Genomic DNA, 13,650 nt, shown 5'->3' with positions numbered 1-13,650 from the left:
CGTCAGCCTGAGATCCACTGAGATCCACTGAGATAAGTTGATAATATAGTAATGATTGTCATGCACTATAATAAAGGAGTTACATATTATGAATGATACTGATTGGCATCATGCTGATATTATTGCAGCTATCCGTAAAAAAGGTTCTTCACTCTCAGCATTGTCGCGCGGTGCGGGGTTAAATTCATCTACTTTGAGCAATGCTATTAATCGACATTGGCCAAAAGGAGAAGCGATTATTGCTAATTTCTTAGGTGTCGAGGCTGCGGAGATATGGCCGTCACGTTATAAACAAAACGAGAAAAAACAAAAAGAGTGAATTAATTTAAGTGGTATCTATCTGACATCACCAGATGCCAGATAGATGTTTATTATTATGGCAAATTGCGCAATTTATTTTGTAGGCGCTTTTGCTGCCAGCGTTCAACCCAATTACCTGGTAAGAATAGGTTTATGGCTCTCAATCCCAATGGGATGCTTAAGCCCAAAACTACCCACCATGCCCACATATAGCCGGGGGAGGTAAACCAGTTAATGGCAAATAATATGGCACACAGAATAACGGCCCGCAGTAATTGGCGCAAAAATGACATTTCATTTTCAACAGCTTTACGCGCATCTAATACTCGCTGATCAACAGCTTCGCCAGGCCCATCTTGAGGTTGATTGACATCAAGTGAATAGAGTTCACTGACTTTCAATTCCATCACTGCCGCAATGGCACTCAAGGTTTCGAGACTGGCTTGTTCGCCATTTTCGATTCGCTGAATAGTGCGCACGCTGAGGCTACAAAGTTCCGCTAATTGCTCTTGTGACCAAGCCCGCGCCTGGCGTAATTCACGAATACGATAAAGATTCATTTTTAACTCCCCTGAGGTTTGAAAGTATATCTACAAACCTAAGCATAAGTGCGCAACACCACCACGACAGCAACCAGACAGTAACCCGACATCTGTCTGCCACAGGGATGACTGCCTTGATTCGGCCTGTTTAGTCAAGAATAGCCGCGCTAATTCAACTCAAGTCCTCATCCAGCAGCGGGGTATTTATCACAATTACTGACTATCTACATTGACAGTGTAGCGTCCGATTAATATCTTCAGTGATAGTAAAACTCCAATGATGAATAGTTTATGGAGTTTTATTGTCCTCACCATTCAACCCAATCTAACGATTCATTAATGAGGAATATCTTGATGACTCAGATATATCATCAATATAAGAAAAAATTGAGCACAAAAGTCATCCTGCTGGGTGCGCTTATTCCCCTCGTCATGCTTTCCTTATCTTACGCCAATGCTGAGAGTTATCCCGATGTACCTGTCCCTTTTAAATATGGAACGGGTACTCGGATTAATAACAATTTATATATCGGTCTCGGTAGTGCCGGTCAATCCTGGTATCGCCTTGATACAGATAAAGCCAGTGGCGGTTGGCAGAAAATAGCCGATTTCCCAGGTCAACCCCGTGAACAGGCCGTCACGGTAGCATTAAACAGCAAACTATATGTTTTTGGTGGGGTAGGTAAAAATGCCGCCAGCGACACACAAATAAGCGCACTGAATGATGTTTATCAATATGACCCGCAAACTAATCAATGGCAGCTGCTGGCAACGCGAGCACCGCGTGGCTTGGTCGGAACCGCCGCCACTACCCTGAATGGCTCCCAGGCGCTGCTGCTAGGGGGCGTCAATAAGGCTATTTTTGATGGCTATTTCGCGGATCTGGCCTCTGCGGGCAGCGATGAAACCCAGAAAAATGCGGTTATTAATGCGTATTTTGAACAAAAACCAGCGGACTATTTCTATAACCGCGATGTACTGGTGTATGACCCGGCCAAAAATCAGTGGAAAAGTGGTGGGCAGACGCCATTTTTGGGGACCGCAGGATCAGCTATCGCGGCTATAAATGGCAATCTTATATTAATAAACGGTGAAATTAAGCCCGGCTTACGGACCACGGCGGTGTGGCAGGGTAAAAAGCAGGGGACAGAACTCAAATGGCAACAGCGGCCGGATTTGATTGCTGAAAAAGGTACGGTACAAGAAGGACTGGCGGGGGCTTTTGTTGGCGTTAGCCATGATGTGGTGCTAGTGGGTGGTGGGGCCAATTTCCCCGGTTCATGGAAACAATTCAATGCAGGTCAGTTATATGCCCATAAAGGGCTGAAAAAACAGTGGCAACAGCCCATTTATGCGCTGGTGGATAATCAATGGCAGATTGTTGGGAAATTACCTCAGCCACTGGGTTACGGCGTATCTATTCAAGATAAAGATAAAGTGATTTTGGTGGGAGGAGAAACAAGCAATGGTGTTGCTACCTCAGCAGTGACCCAGCTTTCTTGGCAAGGTGGCAAACTGCATCTTGAGTAATTGGCTGCGACGGTGGCAACCAATCGCCACAGTTTTCATAGCAGGGCGCTTCCGTCGGAACGAAAAGCTTTGCCCTTAGCCCTGGGTCATTGAGAATCACGGAGATATTGAAAAAAACTCATGCATTTTTATGTTATGGACTACTGATCAATATGGCTGACAAGGGTTGAATCGGGCGGGAAACTAAAACTGGCGCCAGAAAATCTCTGACGCCAGATAATGACTACAGATTACTGTCGTATAGGCGAGTTTTGCGCTTTTTCAAGATGATATAGCCGATGGTGAGAATGACAAACCACAGTGGCGTCACAATCAGTGCCTGGCGGGTATCACTTTCCAATGTTAACAATACCAATACAAAGGCGAAGAATGCCATGCATACCCAAGACATGAAAATACCGGCTGGCATTTTGTAGATGGACTTTTTATGTAGCGCCGGGCGTCTTTTGCGATACACCAGATAAGAGCAAAGGATGATAGTCCAGACAAACATAAACAAAATCGCAGATACCGTGGTGACCAGCGTAAATACGGTCATGACGTTCGGAATAAGGTAAATCAGCACCACGCCACCTAGCAAGCAAATACAAGAGAATGTCAGGCCAGAGGCGGGAACAGAACGGCGCGATAACTTACCAAATTGTTTTGGCGCATCGCCTTCTTTTGCTAAACCGAACAGCATACGGCTGGTGGAGAATACGCCACTATTAGCTGACGAGGCCGCAGAGGTTAACACCACAAAGTTGATAACACTGGCCGCTGCGGGCAGGCCGACCAAAACGAATAACTCAACAAACGGGCTTTTATCGGCAACCACTGAGCTCCATGGGGTCACCGACATAATCATAATCAATGAGAAAACATAGAACATTATGATGCGGATAGGAATGGAGTTAATCGCACGTGGCAATACCACCTCTGGATCTTTGGTTTCAGCGGCGGTGGTCCCCACCAATTCAATGCCCACAAAAGCAAAGACGGCAATCTGGAAACCAGCAAAGAAACCACTGATTCCTTTAGGGAACATTCCTCCATCATTCCATAAATGGGTAAATGATGCAGTAGTACCAGAAGGGGACTGATAACTCAGTAATACCATGGTCAGGCCAGCGAAGATCAGGGCCACAATGGCCACAATTTTGATCATAGCGAACCAGAATTCCATCTCACCGAACATTTTCACTGTTGCCAGATTCAGCGACAGCAGCAGTAAAACCACTAATAATGAAGCGACCCATTGTGAGAAATCAGGGAACCAGAATTGTGCATAAGCCGTGATAGCGACAACATCCGCGATGCCGGTTATTACCCAACAAAACCAATAAGTCCAGCCAGTGAAAAATCCCGCCCATGGGCCAAGCAAGTCAGCGGCAAAATCACTGAATGATTTATATTTCAGATTCGACAGCAGCAATTCACCCATTGCTCGCATCACGAAAAACAACATAAAGCCGATAATCATATAAACAAAAATGATTGACGGCCCGGCAAGGCTGATGGTTTTACCCGATCCCATAAACAAACCAGTACCTATGGCGCCGCCAATAGCTATCAGTTGAATATGACGGTTGGAGAGACTTCGTTGAAGGTGCTCTTCAGGTTCCGGCAACGGTTTTGCCACTATCTTGGATTGGTCTACCATCTTTCCCATTCCCTCTTCCTGTATTTGTGAAGTTGTTGAGCTCTATGTTGGCTCTTTGGTCTTACCCTGTCTGTCTATTAGATTTTTTGCATGCTTTAAGTACAATTTTCAAATTATTTAATATCTTCGTAACAATAATCACACAATGCGCCTTATTTTCCAGTGTTTATATTTCACACACTGAAATTTGTTAAGTTCATCACAGCATATGGAATTACAACATGAAGTTACATAACTAACAATAATCGTCAGCATCAGGCGCATAATTAATTCGTAGAGAGGAATCTCACGCGGTATAAAGAGAAAAATCCGATGAAGTGTTTGACAGCCAACGCCAACAGGAGAATAATTATTGCCGTTGGGTCGTTAGCTCAGTTGGTAGAGCAGTTGACTCTTAATCAATTGGTCGCAGGTTCGAACCCTGCACGACCCACCAACAGAATCAATCACTTAGTATTAACCTCTAATTTCAAATCTATTTCATGGGACATATTTGGGACACAATCATTAAATATTGCGTCTATTTGTCTGGCATGTTCATTTAAATGATTTGGTGAAAGATGCGCATATTTTTTAATCATTTCAATTGATTCCCATCCGCCCATTTCTTGCAATGCAGATAATGGAACCCCGGATTGAACTAACCAACTTGCCCATGTATGTCTTAAATCATGAAATCTGAAATTATCTATTCCGGCTCTTTTTAATCCAGCCTTCCAAGCCTTATTTCCGTCAACTCTCATTTTCCTTATTTCAGCTGTTAATTTTCCGTTAGGTTTCACTGATGATGACATGTGAACAAAAACCCATCGATTGTGTTTCCCTATTTGCCTACATAAATAGCTGTCGCGTTAGTCGAAATATTCCATGCCAGAAAATCCGGTCAGATCATCATCAGCTCACGCTGACTGAAATTATCTCGATAGGTTTTCGCTTCAGGAACAGTCTCAAGCCCCACGCGCGACATAACCAAATGCGCGCAACTTCTGGCAAATAGACGCAAGTGCGACGGCGATCTCTTTGGTGTCCAGTCCGGTACCCCAAGAATACGTGGCTTAACACCAGTGACAGTCTCAGCTGTGAGTAGGGCTTTCCGACTGGTGTATTTACCATTTTCATCAGTGGTGCCAATGATGTTGGAAACTGTCTGCGAAAATTTGGCTTCCTCATCATCGCTGGAGCCATCCTCCACGCGTACGACAACAGTGACGGGTTTCGACTGGTTAGCAATAGCCTGTAATGTTATTGTCCGGTTGGTTTTAAGGAAGGCTATTTATTTGAATTGGTTAAGGTCTGGCACAACAGCAGACAGTGACATAATCATCAGACATGCAAAGTCGAAGCAGCACTTATCCGGAAAGTGGTTTTATGCGTGGACCATCTGCCCATATTACCTAAAAATATTTTCAAACATATATCTGTCATCGGTAACATGCGATTCTGGGCATAAAAATACGAACTCTACCGTTGTTTTCGCGGTGAGTTGATGTGCAGTATTGGGATAAATACAAAATACAGAACCTTTGCTAAATTTATCCTCTCGGCGATTTTTTAAAATACCCTCTAAAACATCTGCTGTCCAAATAGAGCCCTCCCCCGAAAGGATGATATACCATTCTTCACCCTCAGTATGACTATGGCAGCCAACATACTTTCCTTGATTAATTATTGTACCATAGGCCTGTAACCCCTTTTTCTTAAACATTTCTATAATTGATATACCCACCACGTGGTCTTCTTTTATTTTATTACCACCAAAGTTTGAAAAAATTATCATGCCAAATATCCTTTTTGTTAGCAGAGTAAAAAATGACCTAGACAGCTGATGGTAACCGCTATTTAATAATTAAACAATCACGACTTAAATATGAAAGTAAGATGAATTATTACCTATTTAATTAATAATTAAAATATAATTACGACACTAAAAGGTGAATTGAATGAATAAATCCCTATACGACTCACTCAAGTTATTAATACATTTTTGGAAACTCAGTTCTGAGCCTTGGGGGGAAAAGGATAATCAATCAAAGTTTATTTATGCAAATGATAAATACAAAGCCTTATTGGCATTACCAAACAAATTTTGCGTTGAAGGACGATTTGACGGAGAACTCCCAGCGCCTACCGCTGAATTTCAAATAGATTTTCAACAGCATGACCGCAAAGTCGAGCTATTGCAAGACCGTATAATATCAATTGAAATACATGCTTTTGACGGGCAAACCTATTTTCAAGCTTGGTTTTTTGATAAGTATCCTTTAATAGATAAAGACGGCATTTCACAAGGAACGATTTTCCATGGAAGACCGGTCGATAATCTATTACTGAAGAATTTGTATAAAATAAAAATCCCAACCTCACTTGTGTTTACACCTCCATCTGAACTGTTTTCAAAACGAGAGTGGGAAGTTATTTTTTATATCATGCAATCATTTACTAGCAAGGAGATATCAAAAAAAATCCATTTATCACCGAGGACAATCTGTAACATAATTCAGAATATTTATGGGGAAATTAATGTTACCAGTAAAAAACAGCTAATCGAATATTGTTATGAGAATAAAATAAATAACTATATACCCCAGAGCTTCTTAGAAGCTACAGGTTCATTTCCTTTGATGCCATAATTAAAAATAACCGTATACCCCTTTTTAGCGGGCAAAGGTTTTATTTTTCGTGCAATTAAAGCTAAAATATATTATCCAGTTTATCTTTATCTTTAATTTTTATTTTTTTTGACCTCTTATAAAGATTAAAAAGAGCCACACCTTTTGTGAGGCTCTTTTCGTGACTACTGAAAAATAAAATGGATAAACCCAGCAATCAATAGTAAAAACACGGTGTATTGTAAGTAGTGCGCAGACATTGTGTTCATATGTACCCCCTTTTGGCATTGCTATAGTTAGTAAGCAATTTTTGAGCCATAACTAACTGATTGAAAAGTTGGGTTCTTTCAATTTCTTTATTAAAATAAAGCACTATATTGGGGAGTAAGCACCATTTTGGGGCATATAGACAGGGATATGTTCGTGGATGCTTTGAAATAGATAGCACGGGAGTTACCTCCCTGATAGCGGATAACTAATTTAGATTTATTTATTAATGTTTAAATTTGTGTTTATGCTGGTTTTTGCGTGGAGAGTAGAAATATCATTGGGCGCTCTTTTTCCTCATCCAATGCAGGCAAATCTGTTACTCGTTTCCCTTCAGCCTGATAGCTATTTACAGGCCATGATTTTTGCCCAGGTAAAGGTGGTAAGATTTTGCAAATAGCCGGCCACTCTGGAGTACCATCCAATCCATCAACTGAACGACTAAGTTTGGCGTAACCTGAAAAAAGTCTTGATTATCATAAATTTTTTGCGTCATTTATTTTTCTCTTTAAACGTCATTTATATTGTTCCATAAAAACATCTCTAATTAAGCAATTTCAGCTAACAGCTAGTTGTTATAAGAGAATAATAGGGATCTGAATATCCCAAAATCAATCGACAATAAAAAGCTTAGCACCAGATAGGGTTGATGAACGATGTGCTTCAGCATGGTCCGCGACTTGATAACTCATCCCCGCTTTTAATATAAAAATGCGCCCATCATCGAGCTTTGTGCTTAATTCACCGTCGAGGCACAGTAAGATATGTCCTTTGGAACACCAATGGTCAGCAATGTATCCCGCACTGTATTCCACCATACGAACCCGGATACTGCCAAAGTTCTGAGTTCTCCAATATGCAACTCCTTGATCCCCTTTATGCTCGGTTTTATCGACAGTAGACCAATTTGTGATCCCGAAAGGGATGTCCCCTATATTCATTTAAGCTCACCAATAGACAGATAGATAAGGCCTACATTAGCCCATTAATAAAAGAAATACACAGTCTATTACCTTATTACCAACCCAAATGTTATAAAGTGGGCCATACTATGAGAGAACGATAAAATGGAGTCATCAAGCCTATGAAAAACCCCACTATTTTTCAGTTTTTCCATTGGTATTATCCTGATGGAGGTAAGCTATGGCAGGAGGTCGCTGAGCAAGCAGAGCATATTAGCCAACTTGGGATTAATTATGTTTGGCTTCCTCCTGCCTATAAAGGAGCCTCTGGTGGATATTCCGTCGGATATGATACCTATGACTTATATGATTTAGGTGAGTTTGATCAGAAAGGAACTCGGGCGACAAAATACGGAAATAAAGAGGAGCTTGTGAATGCAATAAATCGATTAAAGGAAATGGATATCAAAATCCTTTTTGATGTTGTATTCAATCATAAAATGGGCGCTGACGAAAAAGAGGCGGTAAGTGTTCATAACGTCAATATTGAAAACCGTACTGATATTGACGATGAGGTTATCGATGCCCAGGCTTATACCCGATTTACCTTTCCGGGCCGCAATGAAACATATTCCTCCTTTATCTGGGATAAGCAGTGCTTTAGCGGCGTTGACCATATCGAAGATCCGACAGATGAAGGTATTTTTAAAATTATAAATGATTACAGTGAGGAAGGTTGGAATACTGAGGTCGATGACGAGTTAGGTAATTTCGATTATCTGATGGGGGCCGATATTGATTTTCGCAACCCTGCGGTAATAGGTGAGTTAAATTATTGGGGAGAATGGTTGCTAGAAACATTACCCATAGATGGTTTCCGCCTGGATGCAGTGAAACATATTCCCGCATGGTTTTTCAAACAATGGATCCAGCATGTACAAAATAAAGCGGATAATAATTTGCTGATTATCGCGGAATACTGGTCGCCTGATATTGCAAAGTTACAACAGTATCTGGAGCGGGTAGAGGGTTTGGCAATGCTGTTTGATGTCGCTTTGCACCACAAGTTTCACGAAGCTTCAAATCAAGGTGAGGAATTTGATCTTACACAAGTGTTCAGTGGGACATTAATTGAAGTCGATCCAATGCATACCATCACGATAGTAGCAAATCATGACACTCAGCCACTCCAATCACTAGAGGCGCCAGTGGAACCTTGGTTTAAACCGCTAGCATACGCATTAATTTTAATTCGTGAGCAGGGTATCCCATGTGTGTTTTATCCTGATTTATTCGGTGCTAGTTATGAAGATACCGGGGATGATGGCGGGACTTATCAAATAGAAATGCCAATCATTGTGGAGTTGGAAAAGTTAATTCAAGCTAGAAAGCGCTTCGCACATGGTGCACAAAATGACTATTTTGATGATAAAAATTGTATCGCTTTTGTGCGGGCTGGCACAGAGGAAGACCCCGGCTGTGTTGTTATTCTTTCTAATAGTGCGGAAAATAAAAAAGTAATCACGCTTGGGGAAGACTTAGCTAATAAAGAGTTTGCTGATTTTTTAGGTAATCATCCAGCTATTATTACTACAGATGATTCTGGTAAGGCGGTATTCCCAGTGAGTGGGGGGAGTGTGAGCCTTTGGGTACAAAAAGAGTTTTTGCAATAATATGATGTGAGTTAACCTTGTATACCCAAAACGTTAGGTGATTAATCATGGTCTTCGTCATTATTTGGTTTGTTGTTGCAGGGCTAAGCGAGTATTTGGTCTGGGGTTATCCTCTGTTGGCGGTATCATTAGCACTACTTTTTGTGGTGCTTGGTGGGTACTGGATTTACAAAATCAGAAAAATTCAAGTCAGTGATGAGCCGTCTGATGAGGTGAGATCAAAGTCAATCAGTAATTTGAACCTGACTTTTTCTGTAATAATGCTGGCTATTCATGCCCTTGTTTTGTTGCTATTACGCTGATTAGACGAGGTTTATAACATCGTCGCCGTTAACTGTGCCACTGACTCCAGGCAGATATGAGTATCCAAGCTGCAATAATCCAACATAAAACAGCGGCACTTAACGCAAGGGATAAGCGTAGGTGGTCAAGGAAAAAATAAAGTGATATCAGATAGATAAAGTAAGGAATGATTGCCCATAAGCCAAAAACAATTGTTACGCGTAATGCTTGGATACTCCTTTCACTGCCGACAATATAATGCGCAATAAGTGCAAACGTTGGAAACAATGGGATTAAGCCCGCAATATAGTAATTACGTGTTTTCGCTAATATTCCAATTAATACCACAACGCTGGCACCGATTAATGCTTTAAGTAACAGGCTCATCATTGTCTCGAGCGACCATAAAATAAGCTGCCGATAGAGTATATTTCAATGAAAGAAAAAGAATTTTCTATATCGGCAGCATGACTGCATAGGGATACTACTGGTTGTCACCTGCTGCTATTGACGATAGCCGCTTTTAATTTGAGCCAGTGTATTGGCGAAAACTTCAGCTTGAGCAGTGTCTTCGATATCGGCAATGGAACGTTCGATATTTAAGATTACTTTCCCCGCATCGGCTTGGCCGATCGCTTTTAGCAGCAGGGTTACAGTAGCTTTCAAACATGCAACTTCATTGGCTAAAATTTCTGGGTCAGCAGAAGTGGTAAAGTCTGGATTACTCATTTTTTTTCCTGAAGTAGTCACTTGCTTGTGGACAAGGTGATGCAGGTAGGCCCGCACGACAGTGGACATAAGCGGCATTATTAAACAGTTATCGTATTATATCATAAACTGATGATTAGCTTTGATAACATGTGCGCAATCTCCAATGAGTACCACAAATCAAGAGGGCATTTATGCCGATACCGCAGTTAATCTATGTTTCTATTCGTGCTGGAGGCATTAAGTTAATTAAGTTAATTTTGTTCATAATGTCCATGTCTTTCTGGTAATGGATTATTTGTGTCAGAAATCACTCATTTTCATAGTGAATAAGAGATCAATAATAAATAAAAAAATAAGTATAATTCCTATACTTAAAAATAAAACAAAGTTATCTGATTGTTAGTTGTATCAATATGTTGTGTTTGCTTGCATAAAAAATAACTTTCTGAGGGTGAAAATTATTTTTTTATGAATGAATAGATAAACCCAAGAAAAATCTTAAAAAAACTTTTCTTTTTTATCTTGTCGTTAATTGATACACCTGAAATTTTATGTACATAGTAAAAATGTTGATGAAAACAATATCTGTCAAACAATATAGATATGAATTTGCAATTATTCTGTATTCATTCTTTGCCCGAAAACAAGTAATATCATTGCTGTAAGTAAAGCGTGATTAGGTTACTCCCTTATTTTTGGAGAATTTTCTTTGATTAGCGTTCTTCTTGTTGATGACCACGAACTGGTGCGCGCAGGGATACGACGCATTCTTGAAGACATCAAGGGTATCAAAGTAGCGGATGAGATGCAGTGTGGCGAAGATGCGGTAAAATGGTGCCGCAGCCATATTGTTGATATCGTATTGATGGATATGAATATGCCCGGTATCGGCGGGTTGGAGGCTACACGTAAAATTTTACGCTTTTCTCCGGATACTAAAGTTATCATGTTGACTATTCATACTGAGAATCCATTACCCGCGAAAGTTATGCAGGCGGGTGCCAGTGGGTACTTAAGTAAAGGTGCGGCACCTCAGGATGTTGTTACTGCTATTCGTGCTGTCCATTCGGGGCAACGTTACATAGCCTCAGATATTGCACAGCAAATGGCGTTGGGGCAGTTGGAACCCCCGACGGAAACACCTTTTAGTTGTTTATCTGAGCGTGAATTGCAAATTATGCTCATGATAACGAAAGGCCAAAAGGTGAATGAGATATCGGAGCAACTTCATCTGAGCCCAAAAACGGTGAACAGTTACCGTTACCGGATGTTTAGTAAGCTTAATATTAGTGGTGACGTTGAATTGACCCACTTGGCTATCCGCCATGGGCTGTTTAACGCGGAGACGTTATCAAATAGTGACTGATTGTTTTGATTCTAAAGAGTTTTTGAAAACTGTCACCAGCCAGCCTGGTGTTTACCGCATGTATGATAAGGCGGGAACAGTTATTTATGTCGGCAAAGCAAAAGATCTTAAGAAGCGCCTGACCAGCTATTTCCGTGCTCAGGTTGCGAGCCGTAAAACGGAAACCTTAGTTAAGAATATTGCCCAGATTGATGTCACCGTCACTCATACGGAGACGGAAGCGCTCTTGCTCGAGCATAATTACATCAAACTTTATCAGCCCCGTTACAATGTGTTGTTGCGGGACGATAAATCGTATCCACTTATTTTCCTCAGTGCAGATAAGCATCCTCGTCTGGCGATTCATCGTGGTGCAAAGCATGAAAAAGGGGAATATTTTGGGCCATTTCCAAATTCCTATGCCGTTCGTGAAACTTTAGCATTATTACAAAAGCTTTTTCCTGTTAGACAATGTGAAAACAGTGTTTATCGCAATCGCTCGCGGCCTTGTTTGCAATACCAAATTGGCCGTTGTTCTGGGCCCTGTGTTAGCGGATTAGTGACTGAAGAAGAGTATCAGCGCCAGGTCGATTATGTGCGTTTATTCCTCTCAGGCAAAGACCAACAAGTATTGACGCAATTGATTTCACGAATGGAAGATGCCAGTCGATTACTTCATTTTGAAGATGCGGCGCGTATTCGTGACCAAATACAAGCGGTACGACGTGTTACGGAGCAACAGTTTGTTTCCGGCGACAGTGAAGATCTCGATGTCATCGGTGTGGCGTTTGATGCCGGGTTAGCTTGTGTACATGTGTTATTTATTCGGCAGGGAAAGGTTCTGGGAAGCCGAAGTTATTTCCCCAAAGTTCCTGCTGGAACTGAATTGAGTGAAGTTGTTCAGACATTCGTCGGGCAGTTTTACTTACAAGGAAGCCAGGGGCGTACGCTCCCTGGTGAAATTTTGTTAGATTTCACCCTTGAGGAAAAGGAGCTATTGGCATCCTCTCTTTCTGAACTGGCGGGAAGAAAAATCCAGATCCAAAGTCGCCCTCGTGGTGATCGTGCTCGTTACCTCAAGCTTGCTCGGACGAATGCTTCAACAGCACTGGTGACACGTTTATCGCAGCAATCAACTATCCATCAACGTATGAAAGAGTTGGCTAAGATTCTTAATCTTGATGAGATAAATCGGATGGAATGTTTTGATATCAGCCATACGATGGGAGAGCAGACGGTAGCATCTTGCGTAGTATTTGATGCAAATGGTCCTGTACGTTCAGAATATAGGCGCTACAATATTAGTGGCATCACGCCGGGTGATGATTATGCGGCAATGTCTCAAGTACTGAAACGCCGGTACGGCAAAGCATTAGATGATAAAAAGATCCCCGACGTTATCTTTATTGACGGTGGTAAAGGTCAGTTATCCCAAGCTTTTGACGTTTTTGCTTCACTCAATGTTACGTGGGACAAGCAAAAACCACTATTAGTTGGGGTTGCCAAAGGAAGTGACCGAAAAGCGGGGCTGGAAACATTGTTTTTGGCAGCTGAAGGCGAGGGTTTTTCATTGCCGCCAGACTCTCCTGCATTGCATTTAATTCAACATATTCGTGACGATTCTCACAATCATGCAATAACTGGGCATAGGCAGCGTCGTTCAAAAGTAAAAAATACTAGTGCATTAGAAATGATAGAGGGAGTTGGCCCTAAACGGCGGCAAATACTGCTGAAGTATATGGGGGGACTGCAACCTTTACTTAATGCTAGCGTCGAGGAAATTGCAAAAGTGCCGAGTATTTCACAAGCATTGGCAGAAAAAATCTACAATGCATTGAAACACTGAA

Annotated in this window: 13 protein-coding genes, 1 tRNA gene and 3 pseudogenes; 8 read left to right on the top strand and 9 right to left on the bottom strand. The window is 41.5% G+C overall.

Annotation, left to right across the window (positions count from 1 at the left end; genetic code table 11):
* Positions 1 to 88: 88 nt before the first annotated feature.
* The gene (locus FTA91_RS10855) at positions 89 to 319 is read left to right on the top strand and encodes a helix-turn-helix domain-containing protein (RefSeq protein WP_050115526.1); all 231 of its coding nucleotides are present in this window, start codon (positions 89 to 91) and stop codon (positions 317 to 319) included.
* Between the two features lie 55 nt (positions 320 to 374).
* On the opposite strand, the gene FTA91_RS10850 is transcribed toward FTA91_RS10855, so the two are convergent.
* On the bottom strand, positions 375 to 860 hold the full coding sequence (locus FTA91_RS10850; protein ID WP_050115528.1) for a helix-turn-helix domain-containing protein: 486 nt from the start codon (positions 858 to 860) through the stop codon (positions 375 to 377).
* A gap of 336 nt (positions 861 to 1,196) precedes the next feature.
* Here FTA91_RS10850 and FTA91_RS10845 point away from each other — a divergent pair, with 336 nt between their 5' ends.
* Positions 1,197 to 2,372, top strand: coding sequence for an N-acetylneuraminate epimerase (locus FTA91_RS10845; protein WP_145536009.1), 1,176 nt, complete (start codon positions 1,197 to 1,199; stop codon positions 2,370 to 2,372).
* Positions 2,373 to 2,595: 223 nt separating this feature from the next.
* Here FTA91_RS10845 and cycA read toward each other — a convergent pair whose 3' ends face one another.
* Entirely contained in the window at positions 2,596 to 4,014 is a 1,419-nt protein-coding gene (gene cycA, locus FTA91_RS10840) for a D-serine/D-alanine/glycine transporter (protein WP_174635177.1), read from the bottom strand.
* Between the two features lie 360 nt (positions 4,015 to 4,374).
* Here cycA and FTA91_RS10835 point away from each other — a divergent pair.
* Positions 4,375 to 4,450, top strand: a tRNA-Lys gene (locus FTA91_RS10835).
* 10 nt (positions 4,451 to 4,460) lie between these two features.
* Here FTA91_RS10835 and FTA91_RS20465 read toward each other — a convergent pair.
* From FTA91_RS20465 to FTA91_RS10820, 3 genes and pseudogenes are all read right to left on the bottom strand, one after another.
* A pseudogene (locus tag FTA91_RS20465) lies at positions 4,461 to 4,853 on the bottom strand (tyrosine-type recombinase/integrase); the annotation flags it as partial.
* A gap of 47 nt (positions 4,854 to 4,900) precedes the next feature.
* Positions 4,901 to 5,257, bottom strand: a pseudogene (locus FTA91_RS20460) (hypothetical protein); the annotation flags it as partial.
* 147 nt (positions 5,258 to 5,404) lie between these two features.
* Positions 5,405 to 5,791 (bottom strand): cupin domain-containing protein, encoded by a 387-nt coding sequence (locus tag FTA91_RS10820; protein WP_050115535.1) that lies wholly within the window; start codon positions 5,789 to 5,791, stop codon positions 5,405 to 5,407.
* Positions 5,792 to 5,954: 163 nt separating this feature from the next.
* Here FTA91_RS10820 and FTA91_RS10815 point away from each other — a divergent pair, with 163 nt between their 5' ends.
* Positions 5,955 to 6,644 (top strand): helix-turn-helix transcriptional regulator, encoded by a 690-nt coding sequence (locus FTA91_RS10815; RefSeq protein ID WP_145583328.1) that lies wholly within the window; start codon positions 5,955 to 5,957, stop codon positions 6,642 to 6,644.
* A 608-nt stretch (positions 6,645 to 7,252) separates the two neighbouring features.
* Here the strand turns inward: FTA91_RS10815 and FTA91_RS20555 are convergent.
* A pseudogene (locus tag FTA91_RS20555) lies at positions 7,253 to 7,386 on the bottom strand (SAM-dependent methyltransferase); the annotation flags it as partial.
* 115 nt (positions 7,387 to 7,501) lie between these two features.
* Positions 7,502 to 7,831, bottom strand: coding sequence for a DHCW motif cupin fold protein (locus FTA91_RS10805; protein WP_050115539.1), 330 nt, complete (start codon positions 7,829 to 7,831; stop codon positions 7,502 to 7,504).
* Positions 7,832 to 7,974: 143 nt separating this feature from the next.
* On the opposite strand from FTA91_RS10805, the gene amyA reads away from it, so the two are divergent.
* Together amyA and FTA91_RS10795 are read left to right on the top strand one after the other, a co-directional pair.
* Positions 7,975 to 9,465: an alpha-amylase gene (amyA, locus tag FTA91_RS10800; protein ID WP_050115541.1), complete on the top strand. Its 1,491-nt coding sequence runs from the start codon at positions 7,975 to 7,977 to the stop codon at positions 9,463 to 9,465.
* A gap of 47 nt (positions 9,466 to 9,512) precedes the next feature.
* Positions 9,513 to 9,767 (top strand): hypothetical protein, encoded by a 255-nt coding sequence (locus FTA91_RS10795; protein WP_050115543.1) that lies wholly within the window; start codon positions 9,513 to 9,515, stop codon positions 9,765 to 9,767.
* A gap of 28 nt (positions 9,768 to 9,795) precedes the next feature.
* On the opposite strand, the gene FTA91_RS10790 is transcribed toward FTA91_RS10795, so the two are convergent.
* Positions 9,796 to 10,134 (bottom strand): GlpM family protein, encoded by a 339-nt coding sequence (locus tag FTA91_RS10790; protein WP_050115681.1) that lies wholly within the window; start codon positions 10,132 to 10,134, stop codon positions 9,796 to 9,798.
* 117 nt (positions 10,135 to 10,251) lie between these two features.
* Positions 10,252 to 10,476, bottom strand: coding sequence for a DUF2594 family protein (locus FTA91_RS10785; protein ID WP_050115545.1), 225 nt, complete (start codon positions 10,474 to 10,476; stop codon positions 10,252 to 10,254).
* A 691-nt stretch (positions 10,477 to 11,167) separates the two neighbouring features.
* Here FTA91_RS10785 and uvrY point away from each other — a divergent pair.
* Positions 11,168 to 11,824: a UvrY/SirA/GacA family response regulator transcription factor gene (gene uvrY / locus FTA91_RS10780; RefSeq protein ID WP_050115548.1), complete on the top strand. Its 657-nt coding sequence runs from the start codon at positions 11,168 to 11,170 to the stop codon at positions 11,822 to 11,824.
* Positions 11,817 to 13,649: an excinuclease ABC subunit UvrC gene (gene uvrC, locus FTA91_RS10775; protein ID WP_050115550.1), complete on the top strand. Its 1,833-nt coding sequence runs from the start codon at positions 11,817 to 11,819 to the stop codon at positions 13,647 to 13,649. The genes uvrY and uvrC overlap by 8 nt, the downstream gene beginning before the upstream one ends.
* Position 13,650: the final 1 nt, after the last annotated feature.

It is taken from the genome of Yersinia thracica, from assembly GCF_902170565.1.
In the GTDB taxonomy this organism is placed as follows: domain Bacteria; phylum Pseudomonadota; class Gammaproteobacteria; order Enterobacterales; family Enterobacteriaceae; genus Yersinia; species Yersinia thracica.
The sequence above is the reverse complement of the archived record's forward strand: the minus strand, read 5'-3'. Positions and strand labels throughout refer to the sequence as shown.